This window comes from Endozoicomonas sp. G2_1 (genome assembly GCF_017744155.1).
Lineage (GTDB): Bacteria > Pseudomonadota > Gammaproteobacteria > Enterobacterales > Alteromonadaceae > JAGHQT01.
This window is the reverse complement of sequence record NZ_JAGHQT010000002.1, coordinates 122,451-145,934: the sequence shown is the minus strand read 5'-3', so window position 1 is coordinate 145,934 and position 23,484 is coordinate 122,451. Positions and strand designations below refer to the sequence as shown.

The 23,484-nt window shown below is 42.0% G+C and carries 23 protein-coding genes; 12 read left to right on the top strand and 11 right to left on the bottom strand.

Translation table 11 applies throughout. The features are described 5' to 3' along the window. Window positions 1-11: 11 nt before the first annotated feature. Window positions 12-1,241 carry an NADH:flavin oxidoreductase/NADH oxidase family protein gene (locus tag J7384_RS03645; protein ID WP_209111514.1) on the bottom strand — a complete coding sequence of 410 codons (1,230 nt, stop codon included), beginning with the start codon at window positions 1,239-1,241 and terminating at the stop codon, window positions 12-14. 241 nt (window positions 1,242-1,482) lie between these two features. Here J7384_RS03645 and J7384_RS03640 point away from each other — a divergent pair, with 241 nt between their 5' ends. Together J7384_RS03640 and J7384_RS03635 are read left to right on the top strand one after the other, a co-directional pair. Continuing rightward, window positions 1,483-1,944 (top strand): hypothetical protein, encoded by a 462-nt coding sequence (locus J7384_RS03640; protein WP_209111513.1) that lies wholly within the window; start codon window positions 1,483-1,485, stop codon window positions 1,942-1,944. 26 nt (window positions 1,945-1,970) lie between these two features. Beyond that, window positions 1,971-2,360: a tautomerase family protein gene (locus J7384_RS03635; RefSeq protein ID WP_209111512.1), complete on the top strand. Its 390-nt coding sequence runs from the start codon at window positions 1,971-1,973 to the stop codon at window positions 2,358-2,360. A gap of 63 nt (window positions 2,361-2,423) precedes the next feature. On the opposite strand, the gene J7384_RS03630 is transcribed toward J7384_RS03635, so the two are convergent. Next, window positions 2,424-4,049 (bottom strand): GMC oxidoreductase, encoded by a 1,626-nt coding sequence (locus J7384_RS03630; protein ID WP_209111511.1) that lies wholly within the window; start codon window positions 4,047-4,049, stop codon window positions 2,424-2,426. A 12-nt stretch (window positions 4,050-4,061) separates the two neighbouring features. Next, entirely contained in the window at window positions 4,062-5,531 is a 1,470-nt protein-coding gene (locus J7384_RS03625) for a coniferyl aldehyde dehydrogenase (protein WP_247741609.1), read from the bottom strand. A 290-nt stretch (window positions 5,532-5,821) separates the two neighbouring features. Here J7384_RS03625 and J7384_RS03620 point away from each other — a divergent pair, with 290 nt between their 5' ends. Next, window positions 5,822-6,610, top strand: a complete 789-nt coding sequence (locus tag J7384_RS03620) for an enoyl-CoA hydratase-related protein (RefSeq protein WP_209111510.1) — start codon at window positions 5,822-5,824, stop codon at window positions 6,608-6,610. A gap of 138 nt (window positions 6,611-6,748) precedes the next feature. Continuing rightward, on the top strand, window positions 6,749-9,355 hold the full coding sequence (locus tag J7384_RS03615) for a DUF748 domain-containing protein (protein WP_209111509.1): 2,607 nt from the start codon (window positions 6,749-6,751) through the stop codon (window positions 9,353-9,355). Here J7384_RS03615 and J7384_RS03610 read toward each other — a convergent pair. Then, window positions 9,352-9,528, bottom strand: coding sequence for a hypothetical protein (locus tag J7384_RS03610; protein WP_209111508.1), 177 nt, complete (start codon window positions 9,526-9,528; stop codon window positions 9,352-9,354). The two genes, J7384_RS03615 and J7384_RS03610, sit on opposite strands and share 4 nt — an antisense overlap. A gap of 462 nt (window positions 9,529-9,990) precedes the next feature. On the opposite strand from J7384_RS03610, the gene J7384_RS03605 reads away from it, so the two are divergent. Further along, the gene (locus J7384_RS03605; protein WP_209111507.1) at window positions 9,991-10,548 is read left to right on the top strand and encodes a hypothetical protein; all 558 of its coding nucleotides are present in this window, start codon (window positions 9,991-9,993) and stop codon (window positions 10,546-10,548) included. Here J7384_RS03605 and J7384_RS03600 read toward each other — a convergent pair. Continuing rightward, a complete protein-coding gene (locus J7384_RS03600) occupies window positions 10,545-12,221 on the bottom strand; it encodes an MFS transporter permease (protein WP_209111506.1) in 1,677 nt (558 codons plus the stop codon). The two genes, J7384_RS03605 and J7384_RS03600, sit on opposite strands and share 4 nt — an antisense overlap. A 156-nt stretch (window positions 12,222-12,377) precedes the next feature. On the opposite strand from J7384_RS03600, the gene J7384_RS03595 reads away from it, so the two are divergent. Beyond that, entirely contained in the window at window positions 12,378-12,803 is a 426-nt protein-coding gene (locus J7384_RS03595; protein WP_209111505.1) for a hypothetical protein, read from the top strand. Window positions 12,804-12,810: 7 nt separating this feature from the next. Here the strand turns inward: J7384_RS03595 and J7384_RS03590 are convergent, their stop codons facing one another. The 4 genes from J7384_RS03590 to J7384_RS03575 all read right to left on the bottom strand — a co-directional run bounded on the left by J7384_RS03590 (window position 12,811) and on the right by J7384_RS03575 (window position 16,036). Continuing rightward, entirely contained in the window at window positions 12,811-13,140 is a 330-nt protein-coding gene (locus J7384_RS03590) for a hypothetical protein (protein WP_209111504.1), read from the bottom strand. A 361-nt stretch (window positions 13,141-13,501) separates the two neighbouring features. Next, a complete protein-coding gene (locus J7384_RS03585; protein ID WP_247741608.1) occupies window positions 13,502-14,098 on the bottom strand; it encodes a peptidylprolyl isomerase in 597 nt (198 codons plus the stop codon). A 25-nt stretch (window positions 14,099-14,123) separates the two neighbouring features. Continuing rightward, window positions 14,124-14,720, bottom strand: coding sequence for a YajG family lipoprotein (locus J7384_RS03580; protein WP_209111503.1), 597 nt, complete (start codon window positions 14,718-14,720; stop codon window positions 14,124-14,126). An 86-nt stretch (window positions 14,721-14,806) separates the two neighbouring features. Beyond that, window positions 14,807-16,036: a methyltransferase gene (locus J7384_RS03575; RefSeq protein WP_209111502.1), complete on the bottom strand. Its 1,230-nt coding sequence runs from the start codon at window positions 16,034-16,036 to the stop codon at window positions 14,807-14,809. Between the two features lie 174 nt (window positions 16,037-16,210). Here J7384_RS03575 and J7384_RS03570 point away from each other — a divergent pair, with 174 nt between their 5' ends. Continuing rightward, window positions 16,211-16,813: an alpha-ketoglutarate-dependent dioxygenase AlkB gene (locus J7384_RS03570; protein WP_209111501.1), complete on the top strand. Its 603-nt coding sequence runs from the start codon at window positions 16,211-16,213 to the stop codon at window positions 16,811-16,813. Window positions 16,814-16,886: 73 nt separating this feature from the next. Further along, window positions 16,887-18,206, top strand: a complete 1,320-nt coding sequence (locus J7384_RS03565; RefSeq protein WP_209111500.1) for a hypothetical protein — start codon at window positions 16,887-16,889, stop codon at window positions 18,204-18,206. Here J7384_RS03565 and J7384_RS03560 read toward each other — a convergent pair. After that, window positions 18,200-19,162, bottom strand: coding sequence for a LysR family transcriptional regulator (locus J7384_RS03560; RefSeq protein ID WP_209111499.1), 963 nt, complete (start codon window positions 19,160-19,162; stop codon window positions 18,200-18,202). The genes J7384_RS03565 and J7384_RS03560 overlap by 7 nt on opposite strands. Before the next feature lie 122 nt (window positions 19,163-19,284). Here J7384_RS03560 and J7384_RS03555 point away from each other — a divergent pair, with 122 nt between their 5' ends. The 3 genes from J7384_RS03555 to J7384_RS03545 all read left to right on the top strand — a co-directional run bounded on the left by J7384_RS03555 (window position 19,285) and on the right by J7384_RS03545 (window position 21,715). Further along, window positions 19,285-19,977: a type 1 glutamine amidotransferase domain-containing protein gene (locus J7384_RS03555; protein ID WP_209111498.1), complete on the top strand. Its 693-nt coding sequence runs from the start codon at window positions 19,285-19,287 to the stop codon at window positions 19,975-19,977. Window positions 19,978-20,063: 86 nt separating this feature from the next. Then, complete coding sequence (locus J7384_RS03550) at window positions 20,064-21,221, top strand: iron-containing alcohol dehydrogenase (protein WP_209111497.1); 1,158 nt, start codon at window positions 20,064-20,066, stop codon at window positions 21,219-21,221. 161 nt (window positions 21,222-21,382) lie between these two features. Next, window positions 21,383-21,715, top strand: a complete 333-nt coding sequence (locus J7384_RS03545) for a BolA/IbaG family iron-sulfur metabolism protein (RefSeq protein WP_247741607.1) — start codon at window positions 21,383-21,385, stop codon at window positions 21,713-21,715. A gap of 15 nt (window positions 21,716-21,730) precedes the next feature. On the opposite strand, the gene J7384_RS03540 is transcribed toward J7384_RS03545, so the two are convergent. Further along, window positions 21,731-22,531 carry a sulfite exporter TauE/SafE family protein gene (locus J7384_RS03540; RefSeq protein WP_209111496.1) on the bottom strand — a complete coding sequence of 267 codons (801 nt, stop codon included), beginning with the start codon at window positions 22,529-22,531 and terminating at the stop codon, window positions 21,731-21,733. 68 nt (window positions 22,532-22,599) lie between these two features. Between J7384_RS03540 and J7384_RS03535 the strand changes: the two genes are divergently transcribed. Further along, entirely contained in the window at window positions 22,600-23,406 is an 807-nt protein-coding gene (locus tag J7384_RS03535; RefSeq protein WP_209111495.1) for a helix-turn-helix transcriptional regulator, read from the top strand. Window positions 23,407-23,484 lie beyond the last annotated feature (78 nt).

Sequence of the window (23,484 nt, the reverse complement as noted above, 5' to 3'; positions counted from 1 at the left end):
CCGTTATGCGCTTACGCTCTTACGCGCTTAACGGTTTGTCCTCTTTTCCAAAAATTGTAAAGTACATTAATGACTGAAAAAATGCCGCGTACTTTGGTTTTTGGTCGCTTGCCTTCACTGATACGTCTAATTTGATCGGAATACCAAGATATTTCCATAATCGCCATATCATCGATTTTCTTGATACCCGTTGAGATCGGCTTAACGCTAGAGCTATTACCTTTACTGCTAAACATCTTGTTTGGTAGCTCTGGATCAACAACTAGTGGTCGTGCTAAACCAATAATGTCGACAGCGCCCGAGTCAATTGCTTCTTCCATGGCTTTTTGGCTTCTAAAGCCACCTGTTACCATGATAGGTGCCTCAACATTTTGCTTAAGCTGTTCGGCAAACTCTAAAAAGTAAGCTTCGCGCTTCTTGGTACTTTCTTTTTGGTCACCTCGGCGGTTAACTGGGTTTTCCCAACTACCACCAGAAATTTCGATTAGGTCGATACCCAACTCGTCAAGCGCCTTACACACTTCCATTGATTCTTCTTGAGTAAAACCGCCTTTTTGGAAGTCAGAAGAGTTAAGCTTGATACCAACGCCAAATTCGTTACCTAGTTTTTCGCGAATAGTTTTGTAAATAGTGACAACAAAGCGCATTCTACTTTCTAGAGAGCCGCCCCATTGGTCTTCACGCTTATTGTGATTTGGCGATAAGAATTGACTGATTAAGTAACCGTGGGCACCGTGCAGCTGAACACCATCAAAACCAGCTTCTTGTAGAATAGACGCTGTGGTCGCAAAGCGCTCAATAATGTCTAAAATTTCACACTCAGTGAGTTCACGAGGTGGAATAAACATGTCACTCGCCAATGGTACTGCTGATGGTGCAAGTGGTTGTTCATTTAAGAATTTAGGTGATTGCTTACCAGGGTGGTTAAGTTGTGCCCAAATTTGTCCGCCTTGTGATTTGGCGGCATTGGCCCAAAGGCGTAACAATAACAAATCTCTTTTGTCCTCAACGGCAACTGCCAATGGTTCGTTGGCATGACGTTTGTCAACCATTACATTACCGGTGACCAATAAACCAGAACCACCTTCAGCCCATGCGCGATATAGCACTTCAAACTCTCGAACAACACGGCCTTCGCCGGTTGCAATTGTTTCGTTCATGGCTGACTTGCACACTCTGTTGATCAGAGTAGAGCCGCTGCGCAGTTTGATTGGTTGCGCTAAAGACGATGAATTAGACATGTTTCTTAACCTTTATGACATAGTTATTTGACTTATCTTAACGTTTGTCTACAAAGATGGGTTATGAAGAAATTGCGGTCGCGTTAGTGAGATTAGGAAATCGAACTTGCCTCAGGTAATCCCTGTGTTGAAGGCCTATTCAATATTTTCTTAGGGGGTAATCAATGTTTTCATTTTTTTAATTGTTTTTACTCAGCCTATGCTATTGAAAGGCGTTCAAACAATCGTGGAAACTAAAATAATGAAGAACATACGCGTGACCTGTTTCATTCAACAGGGAGCTTTTGGCGACAGTAAAATATTAAAACTAGAGTCTGTGTTGACCAGTGTTTATCAAGGACATTTTGGGCGAGACTTTAAGCTAACGTTTTGCTGGATTTCTATTCCTTACGAGCAGTCGTATATCGCTGGTGAGTTGTCAAACGCCTCGACCGTGCAGATGCCAGTTGAAGACGGTACTCCTGATCCACTCCGTCATGAATTCATGCGTGAAGTATGTGATAAGTGGCAAAAAATTACGCACTGTAGCAAAGATGAAATTATTTTAGTGTCTCCGAATATGGCCAAATTCAAGGCTTTCGACAATAAACTAATGAACCGATTTGCTAAATCATCTCGCCGTTCAACGAAGTTGAAAATGGTGGCTAGAATGCTGGCCGGTAAGCTTAAAAAAGGTTACCTCAATACTTCAGTCAATCTGTAAATAAAGCCGCTAGAGAGTAAAAAACTATGCCGTTATATACAATATCAACTCAAAGCTCGCTTCCCGTGCAACAGCGCGAGCAACTTGCCAAACTTATTATGGATGTCCACTGCGGTTTAACCGGTGCTCCTGAGACCTTCGTCAATGTTCTCTTTTCCACTAACGCACCGCTAAATAGAGGTATTGCGCTCAATATCCTTGGCACAGTGAGGAAGGGCAGAACGGCTACCATGAATGACGAGTTACAGTTATTGATGATGGACAAGGTATCTGAATTGCTCAGAATACCTCAGCTGCAAATGGAAATCTCGCTGTTTGAAATACCTGCTCGTTGGATCATGGAAGGTGGAGAAATACTACCTGAGCCAGGTGAAGAAGATGATTGCGAATGGCTTCAAAACGGTCATGGAGAGTAAAAGCGATAGTGCTTTGAACGATGTTTAATTAAAAAGCCCAACTTAATGTTGGGCTTTTGCTTCTTACTTCTCATTGTTTAACGAAGAGCTTTGCTTATCAGGAACATGGCTCATGGCCCATTCCGATATTGCGGTAATACTCAAAGATGGATTCACGCCCGGGTTTGCTGAAACAATAGAGCCGTCGCAAACGTACATATTTTGATAGCCATAAACTTGGCATTTATCGTTGATAACACCTTCGTTCTCACTTGCTCCCATAACAGCACCTCCCAAGATATGGGCCGTGGATGGCGTACCAAGCAGTGCCTCTGTAGTCGCAGTTGATGACTTACCTTCAACAATTTCTTCAACTTCTTTGGTGATAGACTCCGACTCTTTAATATAACGAGAAGGCGCTGGGCCTTTGCCCAATGAGCTAGTTAACCAGCCGCCAAAACCGCGTTTTAGTGAAAGGGTACTGTCTAAGTGCTGCATAAACAGCAAAATAATCGACTTCTTACTCCAGTCTTTGGCAAATAGCACCTTTAAGTTTTGTTTCGGCGAAGTGATCATAGTTTTCGCAAATGATGCGGCTCGGTGCAAAATGGTTTTACCCGACACATTCGGTGCGTGGATAAATTTAACTAAGGTCGATTGCGCATTGTAATTGATTGGTTCGAGATGGCTGTGGTCATCGGTATGAAGAACCGAACCAATGGCAACACCTTGCGCAAAATTAACGCCTTCTTTGAACGAAGTTACTGAACTTAAGGTTTCATTGTTAGTGCGAATGTCATCACCAACTCGGTCAGATAAACGTTTTAACGAACCGATGGCTTTGAGTTTTAACAGCAGTGGTACAGTTCCCAGTACACCTCCCGAAAAAATGACACCTTTAGCGCGTACTACCTGATTATTTTTGCGTAAACTGTAGGGTTTAGAGCTTTTAAATGAAATAAAATAGCCTTCGCTACCATCCTTGTTACCCGCTGGTTTTATATCGTGAACAAGCTGTTCTGCAACGATCTCGGTACCGAGTTTTTGGGCCAAGTACAGATAGTTTTTATCGAGCGTATTTTTGGCGTTGTAGCGACAGCCGGTAAAACAGCTGCCGCATTCGATACAGCCGCGCCGCTCTGGGCCTTCGCCGCCAAAATAAGGATCTTTAACGAACTTGCCGTGATCTTTTTCATCGGAGAAATAAATAGCGACTCGCGACGGGTGAAATTGGTCCTCTTTGCCCAGTTTTGTCGCCAAGTCCTTTATCACATTATCTGCTTCGGTAAAGTGAGGGTTGTCTTGAGCACCAAGCATGCGCAACGCTTCGGTGTAATGAGGTTTTAAGACATTTTGCCAGTTTTGTAACTTTGCCCAAGAGCCGGTTTTGAAAAAAGCATCTTTGGGTGTTGGTAATGTTGCACCATAAGTATGGGAACCGCCACCAACGCCAACACCTGAGTAAACGGTAATATGCCTGAGTACGGTAATTTTCATAATACCGCGCAAACCCAATAGTGGCATCCAAAGCCAGCGTCTGATATCCCACGCGCTATGAGCATAGGTATTGTCTTTATACCACTTGCCTTTTTCAATCACCAAAACCTTGTAACCCTTTTGGCTGAGGCGCAAAGCACTGACCGAGCCACCAAAGCCGCTGCCAACAATAACGTAGTCATAGTCGCTGGCTTGTGTAATATTCTTACTCATTGCTAACTCCTATTAACGCTTAAGGTATTTAAACTTAAGCCACAGCATGCTGGTTAACAGCTTGTGTATTGGGTTGTTCCAAGGAGGCGCAATGTATTTGATGGTGTCAAAATGACCTTTGCGAACCACTGTTTTGGCTTTACTGAAATTAACGAAACCTTCTTTGCCGTGATAGTGCCCCATGCCTGATGGCCCAATTCCGCCAAATGGTGCATCGTCTGCCATAACATGACTTAGGGTATTATTGATGCAAACACCGCCAGAATGGGTGCGAGTTAATAAATCTTTGGCACGTTGTTTATCCCAATCAAAGTAGTACAGGGCAAGTGGTCTTGGCCTATCGTTAACGTAATTAACCACATCTTCAATATCGTCGTAAGCTTTGATTGGTAAAATTGGCCCAAAGATTTCCTCCTGTTCCACTAACATGGTTTCGTCAGTGTTGAGGATAAGAGTCATTGGCATTTTTCGGGTACCATCAAAGCTTTCATCATTGGGGTTGATGGTAATTATTTCAGCGCCTTTTTCTCGCGCGTCTTCAATGTAGGATTTGAGTCTAGCAAGTTGGCGATCACTAATAATTGCCGTGTAATCGTCATTGGTTCTAAGGCTAGGGTAGGCTTTGCTGATCGCGTTCACAAAGCTGTGGGCAAACAAGTTAACTTTGTAGCGCGGGACAAAAATATAGTCAGGCGAAACACATATTTGCCCCGCATTCATCCCCTTGCCAAAGGCAATGCGTTCAGCTGCTTCTTCGATGGGAAATGAATCGTGAATAATCGTCGGTGATTTCCCGCCTAGTTCAAGTGTTACCGGTGTTAAGTTTTCGGCGGCAGCGCGCATCACGATTTTGCCGACTTGCGTTGCGCCAGTGAACACCAAATGGTCAAATGGCAGTTTGGTAAACTCGGTGCTAACGTCGACTTCGCCAGTGAATACTGCAACTTGGTCTTGCTTAAAGCAGGTTGCCAACATCTGCTTTACTAATTCTGCCGTGCGGGGCGCAAACTCAGACATTTTTATCATCGCGCGATTGCCAGCCGCTAGCGCTGATACCAGTGGCGACAAACCGAGAAATACAGGGAAATTCCACGGGACAACAATACCAATCACACCTAGTGGTTGATATTGCACTTCAATTTTAGCTGGCAGCAAGGTCAGCGGGGTTTTGCGTTTGCTGGGCTTCATCCAACGCTTAATACGTGCTTTGCTGTACTCAATAGCGTCTAATAGTGGAAAAACCTCCGCCAGCAAGGTTTCTGACTCTGCTCGATTGCTAAAGTCCATGCTAATCGCAGAAACAATATCGTCACTGTGTTTAATGATGGTCGCTTTTAATCGGTTTAGGTCATCAACACGTTGGCTGGCTGTTGGCATAGGTTGGCGTCGGTAAGCTGCTTTTTGCGCACCGAGCTGATCGGCTAAGTATTGATAAGAGTGCTCTGTTGTGATTTGCTCAATCGCATTCATGATTGTCCCCATTTGCTTTGTTTTTCCTAAGCCAGACAGTCTGCATTGCGAGTTATAGGTTAGAATTTATTATCGCTGAAACATCTTTTGCATCGTGCCATTTGCCTGTGTTAACAAGTTCACTGGCGGCTTTTGGGATTTATCTATTAAGAATATAGAAAAACAAGTAAACCGAGATAATTAAGAGTTTAACGTGGGGTTGCTAGTTTTTTGCATATCCCCATTAATAGATTCTTCAGTATGGTAACGTAGCCAGATAAACTACTCGTTATGAGCGCCAGTAAAGTAAACTGAGAAAGAATATGCCTTATCAATATCTACATTTTTCAATCAATGATCGTCTAGCGACCATTACTCTTAATCGACCGCAAGCAAGTAATAGCTTTCACATTGATTTTGCTAGGGAATTAGAGCAAGTCACTCGACTTTGTCAAACCAATCGAGAGATTGGCGCAGTGCTGATAAATGCCAACGGCAAAATGTTTAGTGGCGGTGGTGATCTGGAAAATATGGCCGATCACTTTGATAGCATCGATTTAATGCTCAAAGAACTTGCTGACTGTTTGCATACCGCATATGCCAATATTATGCGTTTAGAGGTCCCTGTTGTCGTTGCGGTTAATGGTCCTGCTGCGGGGATTGGTTTGAGTTTGGCCTTATTGGGTGACATTATTCTCGCGTCGGATAAAGCCAGCTTTGTACCCGCTTATGCAAAAGTAGGGTTAAGCCCTGACGGGGCATTAACGTACTTGTTGCCACGATTAATTGGCGTGCAACGGGCACAAGAAATGTTGCTGTGCAGCCGAGCATTGTCAGCTGAACAAGCTGAAAGTTGGGGGATGGTTAATCGCGTAGTACCTGCAGAGCAACTTGCTGAGCAGAGCGTAACACTGGCTACTCAGTTGGCTAATGGACCAACGAACTCTTTCGCTAGCATCAAAAAATTGCTGGCGTTAAGTGAAACCCAGTCACTGGAGTCGCAAATGCATTTTGAAGGTATCGAACTGTCAAAAAATTCAACGACAGCAGACGCAAAAGAGGGCATTTCGGCCTTTTTAAACAAAACTAAGCCTGTGTTTACTGGACGGTAACTAAGGTCAGTTATTGATATCAGTTGGCGAGCTAGATGGAATATGACAATTTGGGCAAAACTGTGGCTATCGTTCTAGACTTCACAAATTTAGCTGCGCTACACTAGGTGTTTGCTTTTGCCTCAATATTGTCGATTTATGTCTAGCCTGCGATTTTCTCCCTTACAGTTATTAAAAAAGCTACTTGTTGGCTTATTTAGTGTCATTTTTGTTGTTTTACTGACCGTTTGGCTCGCCAGTTATTACCTCATTCCATGGCAAATTAACGAGCAGCTTAAACCTTTTCAATTAGCGCTTTCTAAGCAAACCAGTATAGGTTTCAATCCTTTTGTTTTGCAGCTTAAGGTCGAGAATTTATCGGTACTCACACACCGACCAAAGCAGAGCCAAGAACAACATCAAGAGCAAACAGTTGCCGAGCTTAAACATGCAGAGATCGATGTCAGTTGGCAGGCGTTGTTAAAGCAACAAATCAACTTGGAAAGTTTACAGATTGAAGGTATTGAATTGTTGGTTCAACGCGAGCAAGAACGCATAGTGATTGCTGGGCTTGATTTGACTGAGTTGACTGAGTTGTCGTCAAACAGTGAAACCAACACGGCCGAACAACAAAACTCAGAACAAGGAAATCAACAATCAGGACTACAGGCATGGCAATTTGTTATGGCAAATGCCAACATCGCTAACGTTGTCATCAATATTGATGACTTAGGCCATCAACATCAATTTACGCTGGAACAGCTTGCTATTCGCGATGTTTTGGCGAGTTTGATTAGCCAGCAGGGGAAACTTGATTTAACCGCGAAACTCAACAGTTCAACTATTTCAATTGCCTTGTCAGCCGATGCTCAATCTAGCAGTGCTGAATCCAGCGATGTAAAAGCCAGTAATATTAGTGTTGAATCGACGCTGGATCTCAAGCAGTTTTCTCTAGCAGATTTTGCCTACTACATGGAGCAGGTACCAGAGCAACCAGTAAAGTCACTGGCAGGAAGTCTTGATATTCATGCCGTGCAAACATTGGTGTTAGGTGAACAAGGCTGGCAAGTTAATCAAGATAGTTTCTCGTTGGCATTAAAGCAATTAGCGACGAGGGCACTGGGTTATCAAATAGAACAAGAGTCACTATTGCTCACATTGAAAGATGGTGTTTACCAAGAACAAGACAGTGAAAATAGTGGTTTGTCAGTACAAGCGAACCTAGAACTCAATACTGAACAATTATCTGTTTATGTCGCAAGCAGTAATACTCAACGTGATAACGTTCGGAGTGAACCTGAGCCTAAGCCAGCAACACTAGCTGCACTCGACGCCTTAAAGATTAAAGACGGTAAGCTAAGTTATAACAGCTCAGCAACTTTAACAGAGTTAACATTAGCGCAAATTCAGTTGGAGAAAATTCTATTTTCTGAGCCTTCAGAGTCCTCAGAACAAGCAGGTAAAACACTATTCAAAGCTAACCAGTTAACCGTAGACAATGTCTCGCTACAAAATAGTCATTTAGCCATTGAAGAAATCGCGTTATCGACTTTTGACAGCCATATTTGGCTTGATAAAAACAAGCAGCTAGCCAATTTAGTGCTACCGACGCAAGCTGCTAGCGACAAAGAGCCGCATTTAGTAAAGGAGTTAGTTGAAGAGCAAAACAGTGAATCAGAGCAAACACCAGTTCAAACTCATACTGAAACAGAACCGCAACAACTATCAGAACAATCACAAATCACCTTTAGTTTAGCTAAGTTCTCGTTGTTGGAACCTAGCCAGCTTTATATTCAAGATCAAAGTGTCAATCCGGTATTTGAACATCAGCTCAGTATTTCTGAAATACAGCTAACCGATATTAATAGCCAAACACCAGAACAAGTCAGTCGCTATGCCGTTGCCTTTAACCTCGATCAGTTTTCAGGCGCGAGAATCGACGGCGATATTATGCCTTTCGCTGAGCAACTCAATTTGAATACAGTTGTTAAAATTAGTGAATTTTCTCTTCCTGATTTGTCGAGTTATATGCGTGATGCTTTGGGCTTTGATTTCCTAGCTGGCCAGCTCGATAGTGATATCGAAGTAAAAGTGGTCAATGATGAAATCGACGGTGAAGTAAAGATTGCTCTAAGAGGCTTTGAGCTATCGAGTGATAATGATGTCAGTGGTGAACACGTTAAAGAATCGAGCGCAATACCACTAAACGCTGCGCTTGGTATGCTTAAAGATAGCGATGGCAATTTACATCTCGATATTCCGTTATCTGGTAATGTTAACGATCCACAATTTGGCGTTAGTAGCTTTGTCACACTAATCGCGAAAAAAGCGGTAATGGCGCAAGCAGAGAACTACTTAATTAACACTTTTGTTCCTTATGCCAATGTCGTTACCGTCGCGCGCGTTGCTGGTAAATACTTGCTAAAAGTTAAAGTTGAAGACTTACTTTATCAGCCCGGACAAATCGACTTAGATCAAGCTCAACAAAGCTTTATTGATGAACTCGCTAAGCTGTTGCAAGACCGTGAAAAGCAGCGTGTGACCATGTGCTCAGTCGCTGTTGCAACAGATTTATCAGCTGAGCAAGAACAGCTACCTGAACCCGAACGAGTCAAGACATTACAAACGATTAGTGAGCAGCGCGCTCAACAATTAAAAGCGAGCTTGGTAGAGCAATATCAAATTGCCTCGTCGCGTTTGTTGTTGTGTGAGCCAAAAGTTGATTTGGCTGAGGGCGCGAAGCCAAGAGTTGAATTTAGTTTTTAAGGGTAGTCAGTGACAAAGATCATTAACACTAAAAATGAGATGATCACAGCATTAAAAATAAGGATGTGAACAAAACCTTTGGTGCCTTGTTTCAATGTGTAACCGCGCAAGGTTAAATAAGCCCACCAAATTAAGCAGGTTACAATCGGCATCAAAAAAAATAGTTTAATCATGTAATTACAAATACTGCCTTGAGAAAACTGAATTACTATTCATCATAGGATAAAACGCTCTGACCAGCAATAAGCACTCAGATGTAGAGTTATACCCAAACTACCTCAAGATACTTGTTCAGTTGGAATTAAAAGCAATTTAGGCAAGGCATTGATTACTCCGGACATCCTGTCCTTCGCTAAAGCCAGCCTTCGGCTGTTCAAAAATGTTCCAGACATTTTTGTGCAAAGAATGGTTATTCTCTTGTTAAAATCAATAACGCCGCATAAATCGTCTTTTAAACCAACCCTTCGGGCGCTTCACAGGAACTTGCTCTCATCGTTGCAGCTAATTGAAAGGGAGTGACCATTCCTGCTAGCTGCGCCTTGATATTAAGTCCCTGTGACAGCGCTGAATTATGCATCTTGAGGTAGCTTGGGTATATACTGTGGTAAATAATAAAAAGTTCAGTAGGGAATGAGATGAAATATTTCCATTTTTCAGCGACGTTGATTTTCGCGATTGGGTTGGTAGTAAGCACGAGTGTAAATGCAGCTGTTAAGCACGTTTCTGATGTCGGTTTTATTGTTGAAAACCGCATTCAAGTGCAAGCGAGCGAGCAACGAGTGTGGCGAGCCTTGGTTGATAAAGTTGATCTATGGTGGCCAAAAGATCACAGCTGGTGGTACGGCAAGTTTGTGATAGAGGCTAAAGCTGGAGGTTGTTTTTGTGAGTTGGCCGAAGGCGGAAAATCTGCTCAACACATGATGATTGCCTTTGTCGACCCTAACAAAACACTTCGCATGCTTGGCGGCTTGGGACCACTGCAGGGTATGGGCCTACACGGGGCTTTAGATTGGCAAATCTTAAGCCCGAAAAGCATGACTGAAACCGATAGTAGCGAAGTTGTATTAACCTACAAAGTCAGTGGTATGAATCCCGATGGCTATCAGAAACTGGCCCCTATAGTCGATAAAGTACAAAGCCTGCAACTCAATGGTTTGAAAGATTATCTCATTCAAAAAGATGTGCAGAACTAAGCTTTGTTCTGCTCGGCTTCTTGCTGGTTGATTAACGCGGTTAACGGTTTTCTGATACTGTACAAAAACAGCAAACTCGGAATAACCATCATTGCGGTTAAGACAAAAAACAGCGCCCAGTTGCCGTCTAACCAATCGACGACAATCCCTGAATACGAACCTAACATGACTCGGCCAAACGTCCCCAGTGAGGCCATCAGCGCGTATTGGCTTGCGGTAAAGGTTTTGTTGCAAAGCACTGATAGCAAGGCAACAAAGGCAACTGAGCCCCATGCTGAGGTGAACCCGTCAACAAAAACAGTGAAGGCAAACAAGGCTTTATTCGGGCCAACTAGGGCCATTGCTGAAAACAGTAGGTTACTGGCTGCCATCGCGATGCCGCCGATGAATAAGCCTTTTAAAATACCGTAGCGAATGGTAAATACGCTGCCGATGAGCGAAAAAACAATGGTAACGCCCCAGTTAATCATTTTTGAGTAGTAAGCAATATCAGCATTGGAAAAGCCTACTTCTCGGTAAAAGACAATCGACATACGTCCCAAATAAGCCTCGCCTAGCTTAAACAAAAAGATAAACAGCAAAATTGATAGCGCTAGGCGCGTGCCATTGCGTTCGAAGAACTCTTGAATTGGTGCAACTAGGGTGGTTAATAGCCAAGCCATTATTCTATCGGTATTGCTACTTGGGCTATTTGAATGAATCTTGTGTTCAGGTAGTTGGTTAATTTGTCTAGTTAAGCTAGCTAGCTGTCGAGCAAAAACACTTAACAAAGTAGTCACTAGTAAGCTTGTTGTCGCGAACTGTTGGTCAACAGCGATAATGCTTTCCGGCCAATAAGGGTAACCAAAATTGGCATAAACTATCGCGAACATAATCATCGGGAGAATAGCTAAAATCATCACCGGCTTTATGCCTAAATGAGGTAGCGCGTTGAGGTATTTATCCTCAACAATTTGGTGAGCTTGCTCGCGATCACTAACGGGTTCTTTAACTAGCAAGACCACTAGCATTAATAGCAACATCAAGCCTGCTAACACCCAATAAACTTGTGACCATTGCCAATTTGGACTGTCGACTAAAATAAACGGAATACTGCCAAGGCCGGCATAACCCGTCCACCAGCCTGACGTCGCCATCGCCGAGCCCGCTGCCATATAGTTGTTGTCACGCTTGTTAGCACCTTGATTGTTAGCATCTTGTTTATTCGAGTCAGATTCTGAACTACCTGCTGTCGCGAGCAAGTCGATGCGATAAGCGTCAATAGCGATATCTTGAGTCGCACCAGCAATCGCGATAATTAAACCAAACATCGCCATCACGCTGAGCTGGTTTTGTACATCTAATTGCGTTAGTTGCCAGCAAGCGAGAAGTAAAACGGTTTGGGTTAGTAAAATCCAACTGCGCCTGAGACCAAACTTGGCGGTTAATAAAGGAATTTTGACCCGGTCGACCAGTGGCGACCACAAAAAATTAATCGAATAAGCAACAAAAATAAGGCCAAACAGGCCTATGCTTGAGCGTGACAAGCCTTCATCTTTTAGCCAGCCGGTCATGGCCGAGCCTATCATCACCCAAGGAAAACCACTGGCGATGCCAAAACAGAAAATGCTGACTAAGCGCTTGTCTTGAAAATACTTTAAACTTTGCAGTAATGATTGAGGTGCAGCAGACATAGATTAGATTAATTCGATAAATAAGACGAAACGGAAAGTAAGGCAAGCCTATCAGAAAAAGCTTTAGGTGGGGGGAATTATTACCTAATATTACGAGTAATTATGGTATCGATAAAGGTATAGGGCCGTGTCATTGAAAAAATATGGCAACAAGCATTGGCCACTGAGCCTGACAATCTAGATTTAGTTTACGCGCAAAAAATTTTCTACCAACAAGATAGTAAGACAATACATGCAAGTTTTGCTCGTAGTGTTATTGAGCGCGCAGATGAGCTGCGTTTTATGCCCGATAACTTGTTTAATCATTACGGCCACTACTTTACTGATTATGTAGTTAGTTTTGATTATCCAGAATTTGATGGTGATATGGTTGCTGATTGTTTTCTCAACTTACTTAGTGAAAAGTTTTCGAATAACTCGGTTATAAGTGCTGGGCTGTTGCAAAAAGTTGAACAAGTACTGCACTTTTTTGCTGAAAACATCTCGTTTTTTCAGGGAGAGCGAGATATCTATGGAGATTTATCAGAGCGTTTGGAAGCTACTTTTTTGGCGTTAGAAAGTTATCAAAGTAAACGGCAATAAGGAATTGTTATGGCAGTGGTCGCCAACCAATACAGTCTATCGGATAACTGCCTTTGCCAATGAAAAAGTCGAGGCAGGTGGTGATTTCACTTTTGAAATAGAGATCGTTACCGAGCGATTGCGCACCGTGTAGACTAAATTCGTGCATTAAGTGCCAAAATACACGCTCTCTGGCACTACCTGGGGTTTCGTCAAAGACACTGAGTAAAGTCCACTCTTCCATGGTGTCTAAAATAAATTGGTCGAGCTCTGTGTAGTGAATGGTTCTGTCGATAACAGCATTAACATAAGCACTAATTTGGCTAATTTTTTCATTGATAAACTGCTCAATGACCATGACAAACCTTTACCTTGGAAACGAATAATTATTAGCACGCCCGCGGGAGAAAAGTCTGTGTGCACGGAGCGATTTATCAAAGCTCAGATAAGAATCACACAGTAGTGCTTGGCGTTACCTCTATTAGTTATTATTGATAATCATTTAAATGTCAAAGGCCAGCCAATAAATTTATTGATACTTTATGTATGACGATTGTTAATTATTTGTATTTCTGGTCAGGGCCTATATCTATTTTTATTAGTGGTTATGGTAATAGTAAGTACTAGCATATAAACCCGTGTGCCGGAGCTTAGCTAAGTAACTAGGGGATGTTTAAAGCAGAGTTGCTAGGCTCTGCTTGTAATTGATTTGAGAACACTTATTCTGCTGGTAGCAATGTTGCTTTGATTAAAACAAGTGGCTCAACTGGCACGTTTTCCCAACCTAATTCACTGTTGTAATCGGTTTCAACAGCACCCATTTTTTCTAGTACTTCTTGACCTTCAACCACTTCACCAAAGACCGCATAGCCCCAGCGCCTGCCAGGATCTAAGCTAGTGTTATCGCCAATGTTGAAAAAAAACTGTCGGTTGGCGGTATGAGGTCGGCTCTCACGGGCCATGGCGATAGTGCCAATCTCATTTTTCCACCCGTTGCCAGACTCATTAATAATATCGGGGTTGTTCTTTTTAACGGCGTAATCAGTATCGTAGCCACCACCTTGGACGACAAAATCGCTTTCTACTCGGTGGAAAATCGTATTGGCATACTCTCCTGTGACTACATAGGTCAGGAAGTTATCTACGGTAATTGGCGCCTTTACTCGGTCGAGTTCAACAACAATAACGCCAAGTGACGTCTCTAGTTTTACTTTCGGAAACAGGTTATCGGGATCAATAGCAATATTTTTTGCCGCTGCGAATAAGCTAAATGTGCTGGCTAAAATAAATAGCATGATATTGGTAAGTGATTTCATTGCTTTGTTACTCATCATTTAAATGTTATTGAGTGATAAATTGGTGTAATTCTTCATCGGCAATAATGTTGTTTATGACCCTTGCAAGGCTTTGGTTAAAGTCGCGTTCAAGCACTGCAATATCAGGTGTTAATGGCATTTCACTGGTACTGGTGGTGTTAAAGTTCTTGCTAAAACTCTTGTAACCATGGCCGTCAAGGTTAGGCACAATAGCTTGAACTTGTAAGGTGATCTCGCTTTTGGTTTTGTGCTTAACTAGGCTTTGTTCAACGTCAATTAATGCTTTTTGTAGCACTAATGTGATTTGTTTTTGGCTGTGTTGGTCAATGGTTAAAGCCTGTTGCTTAAAGCCTTGACTGGCTTTAGCAGCGATTTGTTTAGTCAACGAGTTGGCACTACTGATTAAGCGAGCCGCTTGGTCTTTTTTGCGAATTTGTACAATGTGCTGCTGTGGTCGTAAATCTTGCGCTTTGATATTTGCGCTGCTATTGGCATAGCTCAGTGGCGCTGGCGTAACATAATCAATAGCGACGATAATGTTGTTGGGTTTACTGGCACAACCGCTCAGTATGGTCATTAAGCTAATTAAGGCTATTGAGGTAATGTGTTTTATCGTCATCATTGTTCACTCTTAAAGGTGTTGTTAAAGCACTATTGTTTAAAGTTAGTGAGCTGTTTTTCGTTTTTTTGGTTTATCCATATTTGCGACTAATAAGATTTCTTTATCGCTGACAAAACGACAAACTTCTTATTGCTGGCAATGAGTTTAGCATTGCCAAAAATGCGCTTGAGTTTAATGTGATAACCGAGCTGTCGGTTACCAATGATTCTCAATTCTCCACCTTTTTTCAAGACTCTAAAACTATCGTTGAACATCTGCCAAGCAATGTGGTCAGTAGTTGCTTGCTGTTGATGAAATGGTGGATTACAGACGATAACGTCAGCGCTGTTACTGTCGCATTGGCTCAGGCAATCGTCGGCGTTAAATTGGCATTGCTCCAATTGTTCAGGCAAATTACGCTCGATGTTGGCTTTGGCAGAAGCGACTGCCATGAAAGATTCATCGAAGAAACTCACGCTAGCCTCAGGAAATTTCGCTAATATTGATAAACCAATAACGCCATTACCACAGCCTAAATCAACCACTTTTTTATTATCTAATTTCGCAGGCAAATGTTGACGCAAAAAGCGAGCGCCAATATCGAGCTGCTCGCGAGCAAACACATTAGCGAGATTACTAATTGTAAAGCTTGTGCCTTCTAGCGGCCAAGTCAGAGGTTCAGGCATTGCGGTTGAATTACTACTTTTGTTATCTAGCTGGCTAAACACCAAACGCGCTTTTTTTACTGCTAACGAGGTTTTGGTGGAGCCCAAGTACTGTTCAAATACTTTTAAGGTTGCGCTGTGAATGTCTTTGGCACGCGCTGCAGCAATAAATACTATTTCTGGCGGTAGTGTTTGTTTTATTTTGACTAGTTGCTCTATCAACAAGGCTTTGCTTTTGGGGATTTTATAGAGCACCAGCTGACAATCGCTAGGGATGTCATCTAAACTGGTGAGTTGAGTTAGGTTTTCAGTGCTGAGCTGGTTGTTGGCAAAATTGTGTAAGGTGCCTTGTTGGCTTAAGTAGGAATCGCTTACTTGGCTTATGTTAAGCTCTGTATCTACATCTGCTAAATGGTTGGCGAGGGCACCAAAATTGTCGTTCATCACCAAAACATGAGGTTTTTCCGTTAATAAATCTTGTTCCGTGACGTAATTGAGTAAGTATTCATCTGCTGCATCCCAAGCTTGTAAACTGCGATTGACTTGCTGCGGCGGAAAACGCTCAAGTAACAATATGCGTTTCGTGCTGTCAGGGCTATTGTCAGCCTCATGATCTGTGTTGTTACTTTGCTCAGGGCTGATAAAAAGAGGTTGCTGGGCAGATTCAGTCATAAAAATACAATTACAAAAATGGGAATAAAGAAGGCAGTATGAGATAAGGTCAGTATTGTGACAAACTTTGCAGACTAGGGCTAGTCACTTACGATAGAATCCAAACTCACTACAGCCATTTTTACGACCAATAATTTAGTCGAAAATGAGCTCAAAAAAAGACAATAGTTACTGATGAAAATAGCCGCCCAAGACGCCGAACTCGATTTTTATCCCGACTTTATTGATCGCAAGCTCAGGCAAGTACTGTTCGATCAGCTATATGCTAGCTTAGCGTGGCAACAAGACGAAATTGTCGTTTACGGCAAGTCCGTTGCCATTCCTCGGTTACAAGCTTGGTATGGCGATAATCAATTGGCCTATCAATATTCAGGCTTGACCATGATAGCGAAACCTTGGACATCAACACTGCTCACACTTAAGCAAGAAATTGAACAGCACACTGGCTATCGTTTTAATAGTATGCTCGCTAATTTGTATCGCGATGGCAGTGATACGGTGGGCTGGCATAGTGATGACGAACCTGAGCTTGGCAGCGAGCCAGTGATCGCTTCGTTGTCGGTGGGAGCAGAGCGCGAATTTCAGCTCAAGCGTAGATATAAAGACAAGCACAGTAAAGAAAAGCAGATTAATGAAAAAATTAGCATCAATTTAACCTCTGGCTCTTTGTTAGTCATGGCAGGATCAACACAAAAGTATTGGCAACACTGTATTCCACGCACCAAAAAGCCAAAAGCGGCACGAATTAATTTAACTTTTAGGTATGTTTGTTTTTAAAGTTAAGCTATTGTCATTGAATTTCATGGCAGTGTTTGTTGTTTGAATAGGCAAAAACAAAAAAGGAGGTTTAATGAAGAAGCTAATAAGTATCGGCATTCTAGGCTTTATACTTTTTTGTTTGGCAGCTTATTATTTTTTGGTTGATGATGAACTATCAGAACAAACCATTTATTGGCTTGAGCAAGATAGGGCTGCAAAAGATTTAACTAATAATGTGTTTATTCATCTTATGAGCTTAAATGAGAAAACAGCAGCGAATTATCAATTAAGCAAGCAAAACTACTTGGAAAAAGTAGCGTTGTCTAAAGTTAGGTTCTTGGACTTTGAAGAGATGACTCGCTTTCCTGCTCGGGTCGTAGAGCAAGATCTATTACCAGAAAACTTAAATTGTCTTCCCAGTGCTGATAACTGCCTTGAACAGCTTAAAAATCAACGAGAATACATAGCCGAACAGCTGAATAATAATATTACGTTAGTCAGAGAGTTTATTAACAATAGCACTCAATATGATTACCAACAGCCCGATGTTCATAGCTCTATTGGCGATTTTGAACATTTTCATACCGTAAACTACTTAGCTAGCCTTGCGATTTATTTTGATATTTTGGATGGCAATTTAGATAGAGCAGAACAGACACTTTTCAATTACTTATATTTGCTTAGACAAGTATCTGAATCTAGCTTAGATGTTGGAACTAGTGCTGTTTTTATTGTTGCCGTAGAACAGCTTATTCAACCCTTATTTGAGGAGTTAGTATCTTCGGGTCACACTTTCAAAAGCCAAAGTAATCATGCGCTTTATCAAATTCCAGTTAAAGAAATTACACTACAAAAAATAGCGGTATCAGAAATTGCCAAAATGCATAGAACTTTAACTGAGTACATTTACTCTGATGGTTATGTTGATCCGAATTTTTATAATAACCCTATTGCTTATATCGGTTTTAAACCTAATAAGACTCTCAATAGTATCTCCAGCTATTGGCAAACGGTGACTTTACCTGACTCAATTGCAAAGCGCGATTTTTTGGAAGCGAGATCTAATATTCAATCAATACCAATAATTGGCTCAGAAAATATCTGGAGCGCTGTGCTACGCAACCCTACCAATTTTGTTGGTGAGTTATTAGTATTGATATCAATACCTAGGTACATTGATATAGGTAAAAATATCGCGTCAGTTGATTTGAATTTGTTATTGTTTAAGTTATTAATTGCAAGTCAAAACAAACCTATAGGTGATTTACTGGCTGATGATAAATTTGTAGATCCTTATACTGGCAATCGACCTTATTTATTGGACTATAAGCTGTGTTATCCAGCTTGGCCTAATGATAGTGATGCAAGTTATGACGTCGAACCTGTTTGTATGAAGGCCATTTATCATTGAGCAGCAAGAATATGTTTCTGGCTGAGTTGATCAAAATAAGTTTTTAAAAAGTCGAGTAATAACCTGACTTTTTTCGACTGTACTCGACTCGGCGGAAAAACGCCGTAAACCGGAATATCATCCACTTCATAATCGGCAAAAATTTGTTCGAGCTGGCCTTGTTGGATCTTCGGCCAGGCATCGTAGAATGGAATACGCCCCAAACCGTGGCCACCCATGACAAACGCGGTACGAGCGGCGGCGTTATTCGTGCTAATTTCACCGGTTAATTTCACCTGATACTGACTGCTTGCTTTCTTTTGGGCCTTGCTTTTAGCGTTAGTGCTACTAGGAATCAAGTTCATGGTTAATGCGCGTTGATTTCTTTGGTAGAGCACCCATTTGTGTTGTTCCAATTCTTGAGGAGAGGACGGTCGTCCGTAGCGTTGGAAATAATCAGGTGCCGCGCAAATACAGGTGCTGAGCCTAGCGAGTTGAGTCGCTTTCAAGCTTGAGTCAGGCAGCGGCGCACCGCGAATGGCGAGGTCGAAACCTTGCTCAATAATGTTGACGACGTCATCGCTCAAACTGAGCTCTAGGCTAATTTTAGGATATTGATGCTTAAATTGATTGAGGGCAGGCACAATTAATTCAACACCAAGGTTAACTGGGCAGGTAATTTTAATTAAGCCAACTGGCTCGTTTTTTATATTTTCTAATTGTTGTTGAGCAAAGGTCGCTTGTTCAGTGACAATTTTACAGCGCTGGTAATAAGTCTTACCTGCTTCGGTGAGCGCCATAGTGCGAGTTGAACGATTGACGAGCTGAACCGCGAATTGCTGTTCGAGCTTTTTTATGTGGTAACTGACCACGGCGCGCGACAAGCCCAGTTTTTTGGCGGCACTGCTAAAGTTACCTTGTTCCACCACTTGAGCGAATACCACCATACTTTTTAACTGTTCAAACGAGATATCCATCGCTGCTCTATTATTGTCAAAATTATTGATACATTGTAGTTGAAATTATCTGCATTGTCGGTATTTATTTATCTCTCTATACTGTGCTCATTAAATATAGTCATGTAAATAAGGGTTTGATAATGAGCCAAGTAGATAAAAAGATTTTAGTGGTATTAACTTCTCACGCTGAGTTAGGCAACACAGGTGAAAAAACTGGTTTTTGGTTAGAAGAGTTTGCTGCGCCATATTATGTGTTTGTTGATGCGGGCGCTAACGTTACTTTGGCATCACCTGCCGGTGGTCAACCGCCATTAGATCCAAAAAGTGAGCTGGCTGATTTTCAAACCGAACACACTGAGCGTTTTAATAACGACGAGCAAGCACAGCAACAATTAGCTAATACGTTAAAATTAGCTGAAGTTAATGTTGACGAGTTCGACGCAGTGTTTTACCCAGGCGGTCACGGCCCATTGTGGGACTTAACCAATAATGCTGATTCTATTGCAGCAATTGAAGCAACACTGGCGGCTAACAAGCCTGTTGGCGTGGTTTGTCACTCAACTTCAGTATTGTTAAACGTTACTGATAGCGACGGACAAGCTCTTGTTAAAGGCAAAAAAGTCACCGGTTTTAGTAATACTGAAGAAGCTGCTGTTCAGTTAACTGACGTTGTTCCTTTCTTACTTGAAGACGAGTTAGTTAAACAAGGTGGCAATTACCAAAAAGTTGAAGATTGGCACCCACTTGCTCTACAAGATGGCTTGATTTTCTCTGGTCAGAACCCAGCGAGTTCAGCACCAGTGGCTGAAAAAATGTTGGCGTATTTGAGCTAACTTGTGTCTTGAAACACAGGGCTTAAATGGGCAGAGCTAAAGGTCACGGCTCTGCCCAATTGTTATTCTTAGTGGGGGAATCAATCATGTTAAATTTTACTTTTCACAATACAACACGTATTCATTTCGGTAGTGATCAAATTGCCAAAATTAAGGCAGAAATTCCAGCAGACGCCAAAGTATTAATGCTATACGGTGGCGGCTCAATTAAGAGCAACGGCGTTTATCAACAAGTAGCCGATGCTTTGAGTGATCACACTTGGTTTGAGTTTTCAGGTATTGAGCCAAATCCAAGCTATGATACTTTGATGAAATCACTTGAGCTGATCAAAGCTCACGATATTGATTACTTGCTCGCCGTTGGCGGTGGCTCAGTCGCCGATGGCACTAAGTTTGTTGCCGCAGCTGCCTGTTATCAAGGTGAAGAGCCTTGGGATATTTTAGCCAAAGGTGGAAAAGTCGAAAAAGCGTTACCACTTGGGGTTGTTTTAACATTGCCGGCAACTGGCTCTGAAATGAATGCAAATTCAGTCGTTACCCGTGGTAAAGATAAACTTCCGTTTAACAGTCCTAAAGTACGGCCAGCATTTGCTGTTTTAGATCCGAAAGTGACTTTGAGTTTGTCTGATCGTCAAATCAGTAATGGCGTGGTTGACGCGTTTGTTCACGTTATCGAGCAGTACCTCACTTACCCGGTAAATGCCAAAGTGCAAGACAGATTTGCTGAAGGTTTGTTACAAACCTTGGTTGAAGAAGGTCCTAAGCTGCTCAATAGCGAGACTAAAAACGACTTAGACACTCGCGCCAATGTCATGTGGTCAGCAACCATGGCGCTTAACGGCTTAATTGGCTCGGGCGTGCCACAAGACTGGGCGACTCATATGATAGGGCATGAACTCACTGGCAGTCACGGTATTGATCACGCGCGTACTTTATCTATCGTTTTACCTGCGGTAATGAAAATACAAAAAACGCAAAAGCGCGCTAAGTTATTGCAATACGCTGAGCGCGTTTGGCAAATTACCGATGGTGATGACGACAGCCGCATTGAACGTGCTATTGCCCATACCGAAAACTTCTTTAGCCAAATGCAAGTGCCTGTGCGCTTGTCAGAAGTTAACCTCGGCGAGAGCGATATCGATACATTAGTCGAAAAACTCACACAGCACGGTATGTTGAAGCTTGGTGAACACGGTGACATTACGCCAGAGGTCAGCCGCAAGATTTTACAAACTGCGTTATAAAACCCTGTTTAAATCATTTATAAAAAGGTGAGTAAGTTATTACTCACCTTTTTTTGTTGGTAAATATTAAACATAAATTGAGCACGAGGGCTGTTACTCAACTTGGGGAAACCAAAATAAAAGGGCATAATTGGCAATATAAATGATTAATGAGATTAACTATGACCATGCAAGCACCTATTCAGGCAAAAATTCAACAAAAACTTCTCGAGGCATTTTCACCACTAGTGCTTGATGTTATCAACGAGAGCCACCAACACAACGTGCCAGAGGGCAGTGAATCACACTTTAAAGTAGTAATCGTTTCTAACGACTTTGACGGCAAACGCTTAATCGGTCGCCATCGCATGGTCAATCAAGTGCTGGCAGACGAGCTTGCCAATCACATCCACGCGCTAGCTATCCATACCTACACTGAAGAACAATGGCACACTGAATACAAAGACAAGGTTCCTTTATCGCCAAAATGCTTAGGTGGTAGCAAGTTTAACTAACGCTTAAATTAGCATTTAAAGTAGTATCGAGAGCATTTTTAAGCTCAATATTATTAGTAGACAAGCGAATATAGTTTTTAATGCTTTTGTTGGCAAACGATGTGAAATACTTGCTCCCAACGGCGCAAATAAAAAACTTGCTAAAGAAACCAAAATGACCGCGGGTAAGTAAATAAAGCCAACTTGATGATCCATAGTTCCATTGGTTTCGATAGTATTTAGGGTGTAACCAATAGCACCAGCAACGGAAATAGGGAAGCCAATAGCAGCAGATGTTCCTATTGCGGTTTTTATGTCGACATTTCTATTTGTTAAATAGGGGACGATTAGCGACCCACCGCCAATTGACACTAATGCAGATAGCCCGCCGATACTAAATGCTGGATAGAACATATTAGTATTTTTTAGTGCTGTTGTTGGTATCGCATGACTTTTTCTACTGAGCATTTTTAGGGCTGTCCATGCCATAAATGCTGAAAACACTATTGCTAAGTATAAAGTGTTTAGATATGAGGCTATCTGGGCGGCAATAAAGCTACCCAGCACAACACCTACTGCCATACTTTTAACCGTTTGCCATTGAACAGTACCTTTTTTATTGTGCGCCAGTAGACTCGATAAAGAAGTTATAATGATACAAGCCATAGAAGTGCCAAGCGCAATATGCATGACATTGTTTGTGGTGACTCCCATTCTTAAAAATATAAAAGTCAGTATCGGAACTAGTATCCCGCCGCCGCCAATGCCCAGTAGGCCAGCGGTAAAGCCAACAAAACTGCCAAGCGCTAGAAAACTGATAAGCCAAGTAATATCCATGGTATGCCTTAAGTTATTTGTAAAAATAAAATGCTAACTTAGGATATTGTTGGTAAGTTATCGATAATATGAATAGATATATCGATAATGTGTCAAGATTTACTGAAATTCCTCCTTCTAAAGAAAGTAATCAGGCTGAGATTAAACCAATTACCGTGATAAACCGAGCTATTGGTATTGATTCAGTGGTCAAAAAACACAAGCATGATTGGGGGCAGTTTATTTACGCAAATAGTGGGGTTTTATCTGTTGTTACCGATTCTAGCCGATATATAGTCCCGCCAGAGCAAGGGGTATGGGTATTGCCAAACATTAACCATGAAGTTTCGGCGATAACTGATGTTGAATTGACTAGCTTTTATTTTGGCAACGAAGTGCAAGATAAATTGCCAAAACAGAGCTGTGTTTTAGCCGTAAATAACTTTCTAAAAACGCTTATTGTTGAAGCGAAACAAACCAAGCCCAATTACCATTGGTCAGACTCAGATGGCCTATTGCTTAGATTGATTGTGGAAAAGCTGAACCTTGCGCCGACAGTCGTTTTTCAGCTTCCTTACCCGAGAGATAAAAGGCTAATTACAATGCTAACTATGCTTCAACAACAACCTGCTAATCGAAATAGCTTAGTTGAATGGGGACAGATTGTCGGCGCTTCAAGCAGAACATTGTCACGGCTCTTCAAAGCAGAAACTGGCCTTGATTATTCGACATGGCGACAGAGATTATATGTACAACTCGCGATAAGTAAATTGGCTCAAGGACACTCTATCACGGCGATTGCTGCAGAATTAGGCTATGAATCACCATCGGCATTTATCTATATGTTCAAAGAAAATACCGGAGTAACGCCGAGTCACTATCGCGCCGAAAACTAAATAACATGGTCGTTAGTTAGTTTTCCAACAATTTCTGATTTATTCGAAGTCTATTTCTGGTTATTCTTATCTCAAAAG